The sequence below is a fragment of the Paraburkholderia sp. SECH4 genome (assembly GCF_030511745.1).
GTDB classification, from domain to species: domain Bacteria; phylum Pseudomonadota; class Gammaproteobacteria; order Burkholderiales; family Burkholderiaceae; genus Paraburkholderia; species Paraburkholderia madseniana.
On sequence record NZ_JALOCP010000076.1, the window covers coordinates 1 to 15,821 of the forward strand.

At 59.7% G+C, this 15,821-nt stretch carries 16 protein-coding genes; 13 read left to right on the forward strand and 3 right to left on the reverse strand.

The window, feature by feature from the left end; all coding sequences use genetic code 11:
- Positions 1–135 precede the first annotated feature (135 nt).
- From M0D67_RS40975 to M0D67_RS41005, 7 genes are all read left to right on the forward strand, one after another.
- Entirely contained in the window at positions 136–546 is a 411-nt protein-coding gene (locus M0D67_RS40975; protein ID WP_154565543.1) for a hypothetical protein, read from the forward strand.
- A gap of 23 nt (positions 547–569) precedes the next feature.
- A complete protein-coding gene (locus tag M0D67_RS40980) occupies positions 570–977 on the forward strand; it encodes a hypothetical protein (RefSeq protein ID WP_154565544.1) in 408 nt (135 codons plus the stop codon).
- A 139-nt stretch (positions 978–1,116) separates the two neighbouring features.
- Positions 1,117–1,386 (forward strand): hypothetical protein, encoded by a 270-nt coding sequence (locus M0D67_RS40985; RefSeq protein ID WP_266243337.1) that lies wholly within the window; start codon positions 1,117–1,119, stop codon positions 1,384–1,386.
- The gene (locus M0D67_RS40990; protein WP_154565546.1) at positions 1,383–1,796 is read left to right on the forward strand and encodes a hypothetical protein; all 414 of its coding nucleotides are present in this window, start codon (positions 1,383–1,385) and stop codon (positions 1,794–1,796) included. Before M0D67_RS40985 ends, M0D67_RS40990 begins: the two co-directional genes overlap by 4 nt.
- Before the next feature lie 135 nt (positions 1,797–1,931).
- Entirely contained in the window at positions 1,932–2,492 is a 561-nt protein-coding gene (locus M0D67_RS40995; RefSeq protein ID WP_266243339.1) for a hypothetical protein, read from the forward strand.
- Positions 2,493–2,699: 207 nt separating this feature from the next.
- Positions 2,700–3,926 (forward strand): glycosyltransferase, encoded by a 1,227-nt coding sequence (locus M0D67_RS41000; protein ID WP_266243360.1) that lies wholly within the window; start codon positions 2,700–2,702, stop codon positions 3,924–3,926.
- Positions 3,927–3,942: 16 nt separating this feature from the next.
- Entirely contained in the window at positions 3,943–4,077 is a 135-nt protein-coding gene (locus tag M0D67_RS41005) for a hypothetical protein (RefSeq protein WP_266243341.1), read from the forward strand.
- A gap of 171 nt (positions 4,078–4,248) precedes the next feature.
- Here the strand turns inward: M0D67_RS41005 and M0D67_RS41010 are convergent, their stop codons facing one another.
- Complete coding sequence (locus M0D67_RS41010; RefSeq protein ID WP_266243343.1) at positions 4,249–6,183, reverse strand: acyltransferase family protein; 1,935 nt, start codon at positions 6,181–6,183, stop codon at positions 4,249–4,251.
- Between the two features lie 211 nt (positions 6,184–6,394).
- Between M0D67_RS41010 and M0D67_RS41015 the strand changes: the two genes are divergently transcribed.
- The 4 genes from M0D67_RS41015 to M0D67_RS41030 all read left to right on the forward strand — a co-directional run bounded on the left by M0D67_RS41015 (position 6,395) and on the right by M0D67_RS41030 (position 11,544).
- Positions 6,395–7,657: an MFS transporter gene (locus M0D67_RS41015; RefSeq protein ID WP_266243345.1), complete on the forward strand. Its 1,263-nt coding sequence runs from the start codon at positions 6,395–6,397 to the stop codon at positions 7,655–7,657.
- A gap of 110 nt (positions 7,658–7,767) precedes the next feature.
- Positions 7,768–8,724: a LysR substrate-binding domain-containing protein gene (locus M0D67_RS41020; protein ID WP_266243347.1), complete on the forward strand. Its 957-nt coding sequence runs from the start codon at positions 7,768–7,770 to the stop codon at positions 8,722–8,724.
- 204 nt (positions 8,725–8,928) lie between these two features.
- The gene (locus M0D67_RS41025) at positions 8,929–10,236 is read left to right on the forward strand and encodes an MFS transporter (protein ID WP_266243349.1); all 1,308 of its coding nucleotides are present in this window, start codon (positions 8,929–8,931) and stop codon (positions 10,234–10,236) included.
- A 60-nt stretch (positions 10,237–10,296) separates the two neighbouring features.
- Positions 10,297–11,544, forward strand: coding sequence for an amidohydrolase family protein (locus tag M0D67_RS41030; RefSeq protein ID WP_266243351.1), 1,248 nt, complete (start codon positions 10,297–10,299; stop codon positions 11,542–11,544).
- Positions 11,545–11,589: 45 nt separating this feature from the next.
- Here the strand turns inward: M0D67_RS41030 and M0D67_RS41035 are convergent, their stop codons facing one another.
- On the reverse strand, positions 11,590–12,501 hold the full coding sequence (locus tag M0D67_RS41035; protein ID WP_266243353.1) for a DMT family transporter: 912 nt from the start codon (positions 12,499–12,501) through the stop codon (positions 11,590–11,592).
- A gap of 124 nt (positions 12,502–12,625) precedes the next feature.
- Between M0D67_RS41035 and M0D67_RS41040 the strand changes: the two genes are divergently transcribed.
- Together M0D67_RS41040 and M0D67_RS41045 are read left to right on the forward strand one after the other, a co-directional pair.
- Positions 12,626–13,546, forward strand: a complete 921-nt coding sequence (locus tag M0D67_RS41040) for a LysR family transcriptional regulator (RefSeq protein ID WP_266243355.1) — start codon at positions 12,626–12,628, stop codon at positions 13,544–13,546.
- 148 nt (positions 13,547–13,694) lie between these two features.
- Positions 13,695–14,804 (forward strand): asparaginase, encoded by a 1,110-nt coding sequence (locus tag M0D67_RS41045; RefSeq protein ID WP_266243357.1) that lies wholly within the window; start codon positions 13,695–13,697, stop codon positions 14,802–14,804.
- 24 nt (positions 14,805–14,828) lie between these two features.
- On the opposite strand, the gene M0D67_RS41050 is transcribed toward M0D67_RS41045, so the two are convergent.
- Positions 14,829–15,608: a hypothetical protein gene (locus M0D67_RS41050; protein ID WP_266243362.1), complete on the reverse strand. Its 780-nt coding sequence runs from the start codon at positions 15,606–15,608 to the stop codon at positions 14,829–14,831.
- Positions 15,609–15,821 lie beyond the last annotated feature (213 nt).

Consider the following 15,821-nt stretch of genomic DNA (forward strand, 5'->3'; position numbering starts at 1 on the left):
ATCAGATTGCACCCCTCCCGCCGCCACGAACAGACGGTACAAATCGAGCGCTTACATTCGTCTTACGAATTCTGCGACCGCAGAAGTCGCGCGTATTGAACGAATCGACCAAGAGAACCCGCAACGAACAGTTGCGTGAAAACAGGAATGTCTAGCCGCACACGGGGAAGCAGCGCAGGCCACGGGAGCCTGCGTCTGCGTCAATTTCATATCAGGTTGATTGTCGCCGCGCTTATTGCCGTGCCGTGCGGTATATATGCATTTGGCATATCGGTCGACGGTGGAACGGCAATCAAGATTTCAACCGCTGCAAATGGCCATCAAACCGTCAATATCGCGCCGACCGTCGTTGGGGTTTCGAACAATACGTATAACGGCCCGGTTATCGCGGCGACGAACATCGATCTGCAGAACGCGCAAACGGTCACCAACAGCGGCACGATCAAGGCGGCGAACAGCTTTGCGACGCTTACTTCTACTACGCGGAAGGCACACCGCAGTCAGTTATCAATGCCGCAACAAAAGTACTCGGTTCGAATTTTGTGAAACCAATTCCTTAACTGAACGATATGGCTTCCTTTACCTACACAGCTTGGACAAATGGATCTGCAACGCAATTGCTTGAGAAGTTGAAGCATTTGTTCGATCAGCGAAATTTCTCAATGAAGAATCCTCAGTCGGGGATGTGTCATGTTTGGAATGGCGAAGGGGAGTGTCGTCAGATCGACGCCGATTCTCTGCAGACCATTCAAGAAGAAAAATTGCCGCTGGGGATTCAGTGGTGGCGTGGCGGCGAGGACATTTTCGTCACCTTAGCGGCCAACAAATCGGTCGGCGGCACAAATTGCAATGTCCGTCTTGTAGCATTAACCCGAGAAGAAGAAGCGGAAATAGCGAAGCTGATGATCCTGCACATCGTTCCAGAGAAGAACGTTTTTCCTGACGATTTTCCAGTTTTTCAACTGGACGCTCAGTAAACGCCGGTCGAACCTGTATACCCGGCAGTTGCACCCACAAGAAAAGACCAAGGCACAACAGATAGCCGCGAATGCGGCAGCTCAAGGTATCACGAACCCAGATGAATCGCCGATTACAGCGGGTCAGATTGAGAGCGCGATGCGTGCGGCCAACAACAGCCAGTACGGAGAGATTGTCGCGACGGGAATCGTGGTGCCGTTGAACGCGAACACCCCGGCCACCGCGGTCTACGACACGACCGGCATGAAGACGGTAAGCGACAGTTTGGGTAACTATCTTGTGCAGGATCCGTCGATGCTCGCGACGCCTTCGCGGGCGCTGCAAGACCTGATTCAGCAGAACACCGGCGGTACGAACCGTCTTCGCTGGACGTACTTCACCATTTTCCTGAAAACCAAGCTTATATGAAAAACCTCTTTGCTCTCTCCCTCCTGCTTGGCGCGCTACCAGCATTCGCTGCAGCGCCCAAATGCCAGACACAAACTATTGGTCAGCACACCTCGAAGATCTGTATCACTGAGGTGCCGTTTCAGCACGACTACTACACGCTATCAGTCGACAACGCCGTGATTCTTTCCGCGCCCGACGACTACATTGAAAATGTCTCGCTCACCCACACGATTCCCGAGGACGCGGGCATCGAATTCCCGCTGTCGAACCAAGGCACCCCAATTGTGACCATTCAGGGCGGATGCGTGCCTGTCAGTGAAAAGCAGACCACGGGATCAAAAACGGTCAGGGTCGAGGTGGCTCGCGTTTGTTCGTTCAAGTGGGGTAACGAACAGATTGTCAAGGACCTCCGCTTCAGCTTCGAATGAAGTACGCACGGATGCATGGGGCGGGCGACGTCATGGAGCGATAGCCTTCGTGTCACTTGAAGCGCTTGATGCATTCGATCCCACCACACAAACCGAAATTCCACACCAAACCACAACACTAGAAGACTTCACGCTATGAAAAAACTTCTCCTCACCGCTCTCTGCCTCTCAACGACCTCGGCCTTCGCCGCCAGTCCGGTTCTACTGGAAACCCCAGTCACCTACGCACCGGACGCCAGCGTCGTCGACCAGATCAAAAACGAATGTCACATCGAAGACATGCTCACGAACCACGTCGGCGAGGTGCTCCGCAAGATCAACAGAACCGGCGACGGCACCATCGCATCGCAAGCCGACGCGGGCGGCGCAAAGATTCTCAGATTGCAGATCACCCACGTACTGGGCGTCGGCGGCGGCGCGTGGAGCGGCCCCAAGGCTACGACTGTGAGTGCGGATCTGATTGAAGACGGCAAGGTCATCCGTCACACCAAGATCAACCGCTGGTCGGTCGGCGGCATGTGGGGTGCGTTCAAAGGAAGTTGTTCGATTCTGGATCGCACGACCATTGTGATCAGCAAGGACCTGAGCCGTTGGGTGCGCGACCCGTCCTATGAGATCAAGGAAGAAGCTCCGCCGAAAGAGGCTTCCGCGCCGACGGCTCAAACCGATTCGGCGAGTTCCGCGAAGGCCGAGTAAGCGGTCGTCCGTCAGAGGGTGTACGCTGCGTCGAACACCGCAAGCGCTGTTGCGCGTATACGTCAGTTCGTTCGACAGACTGATTTATGCAACAACGCCCAGTTGCAGGGGAAATCCGCAACTGGCGCGGAGACCTCAGCCAACGCGACGCTTGGCGGAGGCTCGGGTACGGGCCTCCGTTCCGAGAACCTTAAGAAACAAAAGTTTATGTTCAATAACAAGTCTCAATCGAAAAACGACGGACGTATCCGTGTCCTTTTCCACGTCACGGATTTCAACGACGGCGGTATTGAATCTTCGCTGATCCAGTGGCTGAGGATTCTTGATCGAACCCGCTTCAAAGTCTCGCTGTCTGTGATGCACACGTCGCCGGCATGGGAAAATCGCTTTCGCATGCTGATTCCGCCCGATGTGGACGTGGAGATCCTTGTGGATCGTCCGTGGCTCAAGTATTTCCAGTCGAAGCGATACGAGCGGCGTCTCAGCAAATTGGGGCGCATCGCGCGTGACGTCCACAACACATTGGCGGTTCGGCCGCATGTGGCAAAGCGGGCGGCGCAGCTTGCGCATGGCGTGGACGTTATCGTCGATTTCGACATGTCTTTGCGTCGGCTGTCCGGCCGCTTCGACGTTGCGTGGCTGGGCGTCAATCACTTCAGCTTCGACGCGCGTCTCGGCGGCAGGCCCCGCAAGATCCAGCGTCTGCTACCCCAGTACCGGCGCTATCACGGCGTTGCCGCGCTGAACCAACATATGGCTGACGAGGCGGCGCGGATTTTCGAGGGCAAGCTGGAGAGAGTAATTGTCTTGCCGAACGCCATCGATATCGAATCGATCCGCGAGCGCGCCTCAGCGTGCCACGACGACATTCAGTTGACACCCAATGGCGCACCCTACATCGTTTCCGTCGCGCGCCTCGATGAAGTTCAGAAAGATCATCGAACGCTATTGCGCGCGTATGCCGAACTGGCGCGGCGTGGTGCCGTTGAGGAGCACCTTGTTATCGTCGGAAACGGCGAATATCTCGAGGAACTTCAGAGCCTCGCGCGCGAACTGGACGTACCTGAACGGGTGCATTTCGTGGGCCATCAGGACAATCCACACCCTATCGTAGCGCGCGCCTCGTTACTGGTCCTGAGTTCTAAATACGAAGGAATGCCGATGGTGTTGCTGGAAGCGTTGGCAATCGGCAAGGCAATCGTTGCGACCGATTGCCCAACCGGACCGCGCGAGATTCTCGATGGTGGGAAAGCAGGCACTCTCGTGCCGGTGGGCGATATCCGTGCGATGGCAGATGCGATGGAACGGCTATTGACGGACATCGGGCCTCGTGAGGCATTGGCCGTTAAGGCTCGGACACGGGCGGACCATTACGGTATCGAGGAGAGCAATCGTAGGCTGCTGTCGTTTCTCGAGGCAGTGTGGGCAGCGTAGGTGACCTGGAGATTGAATGCTTATCCCGGTCCTGCTGGAAACTTCGGTCGCCTGCGTACCTGGTGCCAGCGTAGTCGACCCCGCGAATGCCCATTTTCAGGGTTATATCTGCCCGCCCGTCCAGCGCACCGAGCGGCGTCTCAACCAGTAAGATCGGCAAACTGGTTGCGGCCAAAACTCAGTTTGCCGGTGTCGCGTTTATTTGTAGCGCAGGATCTTGTCCAGTTCGCCGGGATGTCTCTTCAGATATTGCGGGTACAGCAGCGTGCTGCCAGCCACGCTCAGGTGGTGATAGTCGTCGTACCGGTAGATCGGGAGTCCGTCAAAATCGAGCGTGCACTTTGTATCCGAACAAGGCACATCGTGCGTATGGACAATGTCGACCTTGGGGGTACTGTGATCGCAGTTTCTCAAGCATGGCCGCAACAGGTGCATGTTCATCCGTCGCTCTCGACACGTTGAACTCACACGCCTGTTTGTGGATAGGGATAAACAGGTCGTTCTTGAAGTCGCAGTTGATCAGGCTCGTCGGGATCGTCGGTACGTCGTCCATCAGGATGACGTGCTTGCCGGCCTCTGTCAGCTTGCCGATCGTCGAAGCGAGTTCGGCGTCAAATTGATATGGCGTGAATCCGTGGCCATTTGGACCGGAATCGCGATTGACTGAGAGGTTTTGATAGTTTTGCCAGGCCGCCGCCATAAACACCGTTTTGATGTCGGGCCGTGACATTACGTATGACATGACCTCCTTGTCGTGCGCGACACATTTCAGGTGATCTTCCGTCAAGGTGGGATCGCCCGGAAGCGCGGGCTCACGCTCGATCGGTGGACACAGCGTCAGCGCGACGTCGTGAATCTGGAGATCGTATTGCTTGCCCAGTTGATCGAAGAAATAGATCAGGTGATAGGCATGCGAATCGCCCCACAAGATCGCTTTGTCCGTTGAGGCAGCCGCGCCGAGGTGACAGCCCGACTCCTCGGTGACGTCCACCTTGGACCAGCACGCTTTACCGCGGGGCATGTCGAACAACGCATCGCCTGACCAATGAACGTCGCTGCGGATCTTCGCGGGATACGCAAACAGGAAGCCATTCGTGAGCTTGCCAGTCGCCGCGAGTGCACCCGCGATCAAGAGCGGTGCGGCCAGCAGGTAAAGAATCGCCGATCGGGTCGAAAGCTTCGATTCGCGGACACGTTGCTCAAGATAGCGGTACGTCAGCCAGGAAAGGACATAGGTCCCACCGATTGCCAGCAAGTAGTTTCGCGGCGTGGCGAGGTCGAGTCGACGCAGCGCAAAAAATACCGGCCAGTGCCACAGGTATAGCGGATAAGAGATTTTCCCGGTCAGCACCATCGCCCGGTTGCCTATCAACCCGTCGGCGACCCGCGAGTGCCGGCCCGCGGCGATGATGAGCATCGTGCCGCCGCAGGGGACGAGGGCGCCCATGCCGGGAAACTGCGAGGTCCGACTGACACCGAAAATGCCGGCGAGGACAATCGCTACGCCGACCAGCGTGAGCACGTCGAAAACGGCGGACCGCGAAACCTGCCGATTGACCTGGATAGTGGCGAGCCATGTGCCGAGCAGGAATTCGAAAGCGCGCAGGTGCGCGAAGTAATAGGTTGACGCCGCACCATGCCGGGATGCAATCACCGCCCAGACGAACGAAACGACCGTGACCAGCCAGAGCGACGGCACGATCCAGCTTCTGCGTTTCCGGTAGAGCAACGCGAGAAATATCGGAAGGCAAAGATAGAACTGCTCTTCGACGGATAGCGACCAGGTATGAAGCAGGGGCTGGTCCGACGCAGCCGCATCGAAATAGCCCGTTTGTTTCGATAAAAAGATATTCGATGTCATTGTCGCGACAGCGAGTATGTTTTTAGTGAGCTGAAAGCTGTCTTCGGGGAATGAAAACAGGATGCTGAAAACAAAAATCGCCGCGAGCATCACGTAAAGCGCGGGTGCGAGGCGCTTTGCGCGTCTCGCGTAAAAGTCAGCGAGCGAGAACGTGCCACGCGACAAGTCGCCGAGAATCGACGTTCCCACTACGAATCCGGAGATTGTAAAAAACACGTCGACCCCGATAAATCCACCGCTGAATCCGCTGAAGCCGGCATGACAGAAAATCACGGCAAACACGGCGATGGCCCGAAGACCGTCGATATACGGGCGGTAGCGCTGGGAGAAATGCTTATTTGAATTGGCAGCGCTTGTCGCATAGCGGTAATTTTGCGTTGTTATACGTGCGTGCAAGAGACGCTTCTTACGAGTGGATTACGAATCACCTTAGACGATTCGCTCTAGGGTCGAGATGATAACTCGTGCACGGGATCGAACGTCCAGATCGCGCCCGAAAGCCGAACGCAGGGCCCATAAAGGCCTCGCGTATGCATAAAAATAAAATAAACAAACTTGCTCTAAACTACCTGCCGCCCCAGCCAGCCTAGTAAAGAGCAAGACACCAATGCCCATACCCCCAGCCGACCCCGCCGGCGACTCTAACTTCAGTTTGCCAAAACACCCCGCATTCCAACGTTTCTGGTGTACCCGTATCCTCTCATCGCTGTCGTTCCAGATGCTCGCCGTGGCCATGGGCTGGCACATCTACGCACTCACGCATAGCGCCTTCGCACTAGGCCTCGTCGGCCTCGCCCAATTTCTGCCGATGTTCGTGCTGACGCTCGTGGTTGGTCACGTCGCCGACCGTTACGACCGTCGCCGGATTGCGGCCATCTGTCAAAGCCTCGAAAGCGTCGCTGCATTGCTATTCGCCTTCGGCACCTTCGGTGGCTGGATCAGCGCGCCGATTATCTACGTTCTGGCCGCATGCGTGGGCGCAGCCCGCGCCTTCGAGTCGCCTGCGGTTGCATCGCTGTTGCCGGGCGTTGTGCCGCGCGGACAATTGCCCAAAGCGACGGCATGGGCCACCTCCGCGAATCAAACCGCCCAGATCGCAGGTCCGGCATTGGGCGGCCTGTTGTACGGCATCGGTCCGGGCGTGGCCTACCTCGCGTGCACGCTGTCGTTCGCGGCTGCTGCTGCCACGGTGTGGGCCATTCCGTTGCAGGCCAAGCTGGCGAGCCGCGCGCCGGTGACGCTCGAGTCGGTGTTCTCGGGCATCGCTTTCATCCGCAAAGAGCCAGTAATACTCGGCGCGCTATCGCTCGATCTGTTCGCCGTGCTGTTCGGTGGCGCGACAGCGCTGCTGCCGGTTTTTGCGCGCGATATCCTGCACACGGGGCCGCTCGGTCTCGGCCTGTTGCGCTCAGGCACCGCCATCGGCGCGCTTGCGGGCACCATCTGGCTCGCGCATTTCCCGCTACGCAACCGGCCCGGCGCTGCGATGTTCGGCGGCGTGATTGCGTTTGGTGCGGCGACTGTGGTCTTCGGTGTGTCGCATCAATTCTTCCTGTCGCTCTTCGCGCTCATGGTGCTGGGCGCATCGGACACCATCAGTGTGGTGGTGCGCCTGTCGCTCGTGCAACTGCGCACGCCGGACGAAATGCTGGGTCGTGTCAGCGCAGTCAATTCGCTTTTCATCGGGACGTCGAATCAACTGGGTGAATTCGAATCCGGTGTGACGGCAGGGTGGTGGGGCGCGCAACCGGCCGTGCTGGTGGGCGGCATCGCAACGATCGCCGTCGCGCTGCTGTGGATGCGATTTTTCCCGGAACTCAAGCACACACGCTCGCTGGAGCGGGAAGAGGCGTTGGCGCCAAGTCATTGATCGTGGCGCTGAAGGCCGAAGCCGCGCAGTTACGCGCTACATCGCACGCATGATTTGACGCGCGCTTCGACCCGCTATGATGGTGGCAACCTCACTCGGCCACCCTCATCATGCGGATCGCCCCTTTACCCCCGCTTCAATGCCTGATCGCATTCGAATCGGCCGTGCGCCATGCCAGCTTCACTAAAGCGGCCGTAGAACTGCATCTGACGCAAAGCGCGGTCAGCCGCCAGATCGCGCAACTCGAAGACTTCCTCGGCCGCTCGCTCTTCGTACGCGAGCACCGGGCCCTACGGTTGACGATCGCAGGCGAACGTTACGCCAAGCATGTGCAGTGGCTGCTCGCCAATTGCTCGGAAGCGACGCTCGATGTGATGAAGCGATACGGCGATCTGGAGTTGACGATCGCGTGTTCGTCGGGCGTGGCGGTGTTGTGGCTTACGCCGCGCCTGGGTGCGTTTCGCGCGGCCCATCCGAACGTGAAGATCCGGATGATCGTGCGCGACGGGCTCGCATCGTTGTCGCCCGCGGAATTCGACGTGGGTATGTACTACATCAGGCAGCGTGCCGAGCCGCATTTCACCGCCCGCCGCATTTTCGACGAAGACGTGTACCCGGTATGTTCACCCGGATATCTCGCCGGCCGCGTGCTGGAGCCCGCCGATCTCGCGCATGAAACATTGCTGATGCAGGAAGACGGTCAGCGGCAATGGATGTCGTGGCCCGAATGGTTCCGTCTCAACAATGTGCAGATGCCTGCGTCTCCGCAGTCGGTCGTCGTCAATCATTATCCGCAACTCGTGCAGATGGCGATTCTCGGCCAGGGCGTCGTGCTCGGCTGGCGTCACATGATCGATGCGTGTCTGAACGAGGGGCTGCTGGTGCGCGCCACGCGAGCATCAGCGAGCCACGGTGGCGGGTACTACGTCGTATCGCCGAACGACCGCGCGGAGAACCAGGCGGCGCGCCTCTTTACGCGCTGGCTTTTCGAGCAGGCAGAGGCGCAGACAAGCGGGCAAAAGGCTGGGCAAACACCCGCGGAGACGAGCAACGCGCCCGCAGCCTGACTGCATTTCGCATGCGCCACGCGCATGCGTGCATGCGAATCTTTCGTTTCGAAAACAAATCAGGTCTCTCTACGATCGGCTTTATGCATGCAAAGGCGCCGCTCGATTCCGACACGCCGCCTTGCTGGCAAACGCTCGCCGAACCCGTAGCCACGCAGCGGCTTCACGACTAGCCGCACAAGCAGCCTGATGAGGAAAGAGACCATGCAAGGAACGCTTTCATCCAACGTCGCGATATCCGTGGATTCGCTCGCGCAGCAGCGGCGCCGCGCCATTATCGCCACTGTGCTCGGTAACGGGCTCGAGTGGTTCGACTTCACCGTTTATAGTTTTTTCGCGGTGATCATCGCCAAGCTGTTCTTTCCGACCGGCAATGAACTCACCTCGTTGCTGCTTGCTGTCGCGACGTTCGGCGTGGGCTTTTTCATGCGGCCGGTGGGCGGCATGGTGCTCGGCGTGTACGCGGATAAAGTCGGACGAAAAGCGGCGCTCTCGCTGACCATTCTGCTGATGGCGGGCGGCACCGCGCTCATCGGTCTCGCGCCGACCTATGACCAGATCGGTCTGTGGGCGCCGGTGCTGATCGTAGTCGCCCGCTTGCTGCAAGGTTTTTCGGCCGGCGGCGAAATGGGCACCGCCACCGCGTTTCTCACCGAATATGCGCCGGCGGGCAAGCGTGCGTTCTATTCGAGTTGGATTCAGTCGAGCATCGGCTTTGCCGTGCTGCTGGGCGCCGGGGTCGGCACCTTCGTGACGTCGAGTCTGAGCGCCGATGCGCTGCATTCGTGGGGCTGGAGAATGCCGTTCCTGATCGGCATTCTGATCGGACCGGTCGGCTATTTCATTCGTAGCCGCATGGACGAAACACCGGCGTTCAGCGCGGTTACGGAAGAGGCCAAAAGCGATTCACCGCTCGCGGAAGTGTTCCGCCGCTTTCCGCGTGAGACGTTCGCGAGCTTTTCGATGGTGATTTTATGGACGGTGTGCACCTACGTGCTGTTGTTCTATATGCCGACGTATTCGGTGCGCACGCTGCATCTGCCGCAATCGATGGGCTTTCGTGCCGGCATGTTCGGCGGCGTGATGATCATGTGTTTCTCGCCGGTGGTCGGCAAGCTCGCTGACCGCTTCGGCCGCCGCCGTTTCCTGTCCGGCGCTGCGGTATTGATCCTGCTACTTGCATGGCCGATGTTCGCTTACATCAACCGCGCGCCAGGACTCGCTTCGTTGATGGTGTTTCAGGGCGTGTTCGGCCTGCTGATCGCCACCTACACCGGTTCGATTCTCGCGGCTTTCTCCGAGCTGTTCCCGACCAAGGTGTTGTCGACGGGCCTCTCCGTTGCGTACAACTTCGCGGTGACGATTTTCGGTGGCTTCGCGCCGTTCTTCATCACGTGGCTGATTGCGTCGACGGGTAGCAATATGGCGCCCGCAATCTACGTGATGATTGCCGCGACCATCAGCCTCGTCGGCACGTTCTATGTGCGCGATCCACGCCGCAGCCACGCCTGAGGCGGCGCGTCCGGCGAGCGAAAAGCGGACGGATTCCTTCATCCAGTCAGGAAGATATCAATGAGCATTACGGTAATCAGCGGCGGTAACGTACTCGATCTGGCCCAGGGCGCGTTGCTTGAACATCATCACGTCGTGATCGAAAACGGCCACATCGTCGAAGTCACCGATCGTCCTGTCGATCCGCCGAATGCACGCGTGATCGACGCACGCGGCAAGACGGTGATGCCCGGCCTTATCGATTGTCACGTGCACGTACTGGCTTCACGCGCGAACCTCGGTGTGAATGTGACACAGCCGAATATCCTCACCGCGATTCGCGCGCTGCCGATCCTGAAGGCGATGCTCGGCCGCGGCTTTACGACGGTGCGTGACGCGGGCGGCGCCGATTGGGGTTTGACGCAAGCGCTGGAGAGCGGATTGATCCCGGGGCCGCGTATTTTCCCGTCGGGCAAGGCGTTGTCGCAAACCGGCGGTCACGGCGATTTCCGTCCACGCGGTGACGTGCTCGAACCCTGTTCATGCGCCTTTCGTGCCGGGGCGATTGCGCGAGTGGTCGACGGTGTCGACGCGGTGCGGCTTGCAGTGCGTGAAGAGATTCAGAAGGGCGCGACGCAGATCAAGATCATGGCCTCCGGCGGCGTCGCTTCGCCGACCGATCCGATCAGCAACACGCAATACTCCGAGGACGAAATCCGCGCGATCGTTGCCGAAGCGGAAGCAGCCAACACATACGTGATGGCGCATGCTTACACCGGCCGCGCGATTTCGCGTGCGATTCGCTGCGGCGTGCGCACGATCGAGCACGGCAATCTGGTCGACGAAGCCGCGGCAAAACTGATGCGCGAGCACGGCGCATTCGTCGTGCCCACGCTGGTCACCTACGATGCGTTGGCCAAACACGGCGCCGACTACGGCTTGCCCGCCGATTCGATTGCCAAGGTCGAGACCGTGCGGCAAGCGGGTCGCGACTCGCTGCAGATCTATGCAAATGCCGGTGTGCCCATGGGATTCGGTTCGGACCTGCTCGGCGAAATGCATACGTTCCAGAGCGACGAATTGCGCATTCGTGCCGAGGTTCTCGGCAATCTGGAAGCATTGCGTTCGGCCACCACGATCGCGGCCGAGATCGTCGATCGCAGCGGCAAGCTAGGTGTCATCAAAGCAGGGGCAATTGCCGACGTACTGGTGGTCGACGGCAATCCGCTCAAGGATATCGGCGTGTTGACCGGGCAGGGCGAGCGGCTCGCGTATGTCTTGCAGCATGGCGAAGTGGTGAGCGAACGGGGCACGGTCGCGTCGCGCTAATCGGAAGGTGCGTGTGCAGCGATCGGAGCGGGCCTCGGAAAATCTCTAAGCCTCCGCCGCGCTCACACGCAACGCGGTCCATCGCACCGTCGCGAGAATCGATGCTGCAACGATCAACGCACCGCCGATCCATGCCGCCGTTGAAATCCGTTCACCTAACCAGACGCACGCAAACAGCGCGCCGAAGGCGGGCTCGCTGCCCATCAGCAACGACACGCGCGTGGGGCTACTGCGTTTGATCGCAAAGTTCTGTGCAAAGAACGCGAACAACGTACACGCGATCACCAGATAGCCGATGTAGCCCCAGAAGATGGCGTGCCCAGCAAGCGACGGCACCGGTTGCCACTGTTGCGGCACAAACAGCACCGCCACCACCGCGCTGCCAAATGCCACCACGCCCGACTGAACTGCTGTCACCGACAAAGGCGGCAACGCGGAGTCGCGCATCACGCGTTTAGTCACACACACGTTCAGCGCGCGCAGCAGTGCGGCGAGCAGAATCAGCGCGTCGCCGGGATTGAAACTCAGCGCGCCATCCCCCGCCAGCAGCCAGGCACCGAACAGCGAAAGCGCGACCGCCACCCATTCGATGCGAGTCGGCCTGCGCTTGAGCAGCCACCATTCGACGAGCGGCGTCATCACCACGCACAGGCTGATCAGAAACGCCGCATTGGCCGCGCGCGTCAGCAGAATACCGAAGGTTTCGCAGAGAAAGATACCGAGAAGCAACGCGCCCGCGATCAGCACACCGCGCATTGTGCGGGCATCGGTGGCGCGCAAATGACGCAAGGTGGGCGACAGGATCACGAAGGTGATGCCGAAGCGGATCGCGAGCAAACCTAGAACCGGATAGAACACCAGGGCGCTTTTGACGACGCCGTAACTGGTGCCCCACACCACGGCGACCGCGAGCAGCATCAGATCGGAGAGCAGAATCAGGCGTTCTTGTTTCGACATGGCGGACCTCAGGCAGATGAGCGCGTATTGTCGAACTTTGCTTGTAAGGCGATAATCGGGTCGCTGCGCATAGCATTTATGTTTCAGATGCATCAATCGGCTCAAACTCCACGAGCGCCCGACGATGAACCCAACCGACCTTTTTGCCTTGCTGCCGGACATGGCGGTTTTCGCGCGCGTCGTCGATGCCGGCAATTTTTCGGTCGCCGCACGTCAGCTCGGCAGTACGCCGTCTACGGTCAGCCGTCAGATCAAACGGCTCGAGGACGCATTGGCGACACGCCTGCTCGAACGGTCCACGCGCACGGTGCGGGTCACGGAATCCGGTGCCCAGGTGGCGCGTTTTTGCCGCGACATGGTGAGCGCCGCCTCGGGCGCGGTGGATGCCGCCGGGCAACTGGCCGCACGGCCGCAAGGCAAAGTGCGCGTGAGCGCGCCCACCGCGTTCGCTAAGACCGTGATTCATCCGCTGATTCCCGGCTTTCTGCGCGCCTACGATGAAGTCGACCTGCAACTGCTGTTCACCGATCACGACGTCGACCCGCTCGCCGACGATGTCGACCTGGTGATCCGTCTGACCGAGCATCCCCCACAAGGGCTCGCGGGACGCAGGCTGGGGGCCGTGCGCTGGCTGCTGGGTGCATCGCCGGCTTATTTGCGTGAGCACGGCACGCCGGCGCAACCGCGCGATCTCCTCAAGCACGATTGCATCTATCTCGGCGAAACCGCCGATGACAACCGCTGGCGCTTTCGCCGTGGCGCGGAGACCCAAACTGTCGACGTGAAAGGGCGTTACATCGCCAATCATGCGGGCGCGCGACTCGAAGCCGCGCAGCAGGATTTCGGCATCGCGAACCTGCCTGAGTTTGCCGCCACCGATGCATTGCTCAGCGGCGAACTCGTGCGGGTGCTGCCCGACTGGAATCTCGAAGCGCGCGCATACGTGGGGTCGGTGTGGCTACTGTATCCGCCGAACCGCTTCTTGCCGCCAAAGGTGAGGGCGCTGATCGACTACCTTGTCGAGCATATTCACGAAGCGGCTTAAGCACTGGTTCGCCGCTTCGTGCAAATCGCGTGCATGCCGTGGCCGGCCAATGGAGATTTGGATTGCGCGAAAGACGAACGTAGAATCGCTCGCGTCACCATGATTGATAACGATCGCGACGACCGACGCGATCAGGAGGAGAACGAACATGACCTTGCGTGAAACCGGACCGATTGCGGCGACTGTCTATCGCGGTGAAGCGATCGAGAACACACATATCGCCCATGTCGCCGTGGTTCAGGCCGACGGCCGCCTGCTGTATTCATTCGGCGATCCGTCGCGTATCACGCTGGCACGCTCCGCGGCAAAACCTGCACAGGCCTTGGCGGTAGTCGAGACTGGCGCGCTCGAGCGTTTCGGTTTCGACGAAACGGATCTCGCGCTCATGTGCGCGTCGCACAGCAGCGAGCCGCGCCACATCGAACGGACGAGGCAGATGCTGGCCAAGGCGCAGGTCAGCGAAGCCGATCTGCGTTGCGGCGGCCATCCCCCGCTGTCCGACGCCGTGTACATCGACTGGCTGAAGCGCGATTTCAAACCGGACGCGGTGTGCAGCAATTGTTCGGGCAAGCACGCCGGCATGCTGGCCGGGGCGCGTTCGATCGGCGCGGCGATACGGGGTTATGAACTGCCAGAGCATCCGCTACAGGTGCGCGTGAAGCATACCGTCGCCGAGGTATGCGACTTGCCGGACGACGCGGTGCAATGGTCGATTGACGGTTGCAATCTGCCGACGCCGGCGTTCGCTCTTGACCGACTCGCCCGACTGTTCGCGAAGCTCGCGGCTGCGGAGGACGAGGTTTCGGCTTCCTCTGCGGCTTCTTCGTCCATTGCTTCTTCCATTTCGCCACGCACGGTCGCGCTCGCACGCATCTATCGTGCGATGGCCGCGCATCCGGAGTGGGTGGCAGGCGAAGGGCGCTTCTGTACTGCCTTGATGCGGGCGTTCGATGGTGCGCTGATCGGCAAGGTCGGCGCAGACGGCAGCTACGCAATCGGCGTGCGGGCTTCCCGGCAGACTGAGCGGCTTGGGGCCAACGGTGCACTCGGGATTGCGGTGAAGGTGGAGGACGGCAACATCAGCTTGCTGTACGCAATCGTTGCTGAACTGCTCGCGCGGCTTGATATCGGCAGCCCTGAGCAACGTGCGCAACTGGGCGCGTTTCATGCACCGCGGATGATCAACACCATGGGCATCGAAATCGGCCATCTGGCATTTTCGCTTGCGCTTGAAGCGCATTCACACCGCGAGGCGTGAAGGTGTGCGGAGTGCTGTGGCCGGTTACGCGCCGTCTTTCTTGAAGCGATCTTGTATGGCCACCAGTTGATCGTCGCTGGTTGCCACGATCCACAGACGGGCGCGCTCGGCCATCAGGCGATTGTGATCTTTTAGCACGCCCATCGACACGGCCGTTTTCCACGCGACGGGTGCGGCGCGACTGGTTCTTCCCGACGGCGTGCCGACCAGCAATGCATAGGGTCCGAGGGGAAGCGAGACGAACGGCATGGCGGGTTTGACGCGCACGCGCCAGTCGATGAAGGGTGAATCGCTGAAGAGAAGCGGCGTGGGTAGACCGTGTAGCACGGTGAAGTCATAGAGCGCTAATTGTTCGCGCATGGGTGTGTAGACCCGGCGAATATCGTCGACGAGCGCCGCACGGATTTCGTCGTCGAACATTGCTTCCTGCGTGTAGTGGTCGACTGCTTGCAGCGCGTCTTGCTGGTAGGCGCTGAAGATTGCGAGGTCGAGGCAATCGTGAACGGCGCGTTGGACTTCCGCGGCGGAGCCGGCTTCTTCAGGTTTGCCGAGTTGCGCGGCGCGGAGGAAGCGCGCGAGGGCAGCGTCCTGGGTTGCGGGGCCGGTGGCCAGTGGGTCGTCGGTGGCGTCTTTGTCGAGCGGGACGTAGAGGTATTTTTCTGCTGCGAAGCGGGATTTTTTGCCATCATCGAAGGCGATTTCGCCGGTGGCGCAGTTGATGTAGCGAGTGCCGATGTGGCCGTGTTCCCACACGAAGTTTTTCAGGAAGGGGCGCAGGGGGTGGAGTGGGTCAGGGTGTTGCATTTTTTTGTTGCACTCCGTGCGGGTTGGGGTTTGGGTATGGTCACATAGAAATTGGGGTTTATGGTTTTTTTCCCTGCGGGGCGGTTTGGTTGTTTGCCTACGGCGTTGGGATTTGCTGGGGTTGTTTGCCTGCGCGGCGCTTTTTGTCAGTGATCTTAGGGCGTTGGCCTTTCCTTGAATTGCTAGTGGTCTATTAGCGTTGCCCCTGTGCGG

Bases quoted from the DNA above. Each gene is read 5' to 3' on its own strand.
- M0D67_RS40980 (WP_154565544.1), top strand. From the start codon at position 570: ATGGCTTCCTTTACCTACACAGCTTGGACAAATGGATCTGCAACGCAA.
- M0D67_RS40985 (WP_266243337.1), top strand. From the start codon at position 1,117: ATGCGTGCGGCCAACAACAGCCAGTACGGAGAGATTGTCGCGACGGGA.
- M0D67_RS40990 (WP_154565546.1), top strand. From the start codon at position 1,383: ATGAAAAACCTCTTTGCTCTCTCCCTCCTGCTTGGCGCGCTACCAGCA.
- M0D67_RS40995 (WP_266243339.1), top strand. From the start codon at position 1,932: ATGAAAAAACTTCTCCTCACCGCTCTCTGCCTCTCAACGACCTCGGCC.
- M0D67_RS41000 (WP_266243360.1), top strand. From the start codon at position 2,700: ATGTTCAATAACAAGTCTCAATCGAAAAACGACGGACGTATCCGTGTC.
- M0D67_RS41005 (WP_266243341.1), top strand. From the start codon at position 3,943: ATGCTTATCCCGGTCCTGCTGGAAACTTCGGTCGCCTGCGTACCTGGT.
- M0D67_RS41015 (WP_266243345.1), top strand. From the start codon at position 6,395: ATGCCCATACCCCCAGCCGACCCCGCCGGCGACTCTAACTTCAGTTTG.
- M0D67_RS41020 (WP_266243347.1), top strand. From the start codon at position 7,768: ATGCGGATCGCCCCTTTACCCCCGCTTCAATGCCTGATCGCATTCGAA.
- M0D67_RS41025 (WP_266243349.1), top strand. From the start codon at position 8,929: ATGCAAGGAACGCTTTCATCCAACGTCGCGATATCCGTGGATTCGCTC.
- M0D67_RS41030 (WP_266243351.1), top strand. From the start codon at position 10,297: ATGAGCATTACGGTAATCAGCGGCGGTAACGTACTCGATCTGGCCCAG.
- M0D67_RS41035 (WP_266243353.1), bottom strand. From the start codon at position 12,501: ATGTCGAAACAAGAACGCCTGATTCTGCTCTCCGATCTGATGCTGCTC.
- M0D67_RS41040 (WP_266243355.1), top strand. From the start codon at position 12,626: ATGAACCCAACCGACCTTTTTGCCTTGCTGCCGGACATGGCGGTTTTC.
- M0D67_RS41045 (WP_266243357.1), top strand. From the start codon at position 13,695: ATGACCTTGCGTGAAACCGGACCGATTGCGGCGACTGTCTATCGCGGT.
- M0D67_RS41050 (WP_266243362.1), bottom strand. From the start codon at position 15,608: ATGCAACACCCTGACCCACTCCACCCCCTGCGCCCCTTCCTGAAAAAC.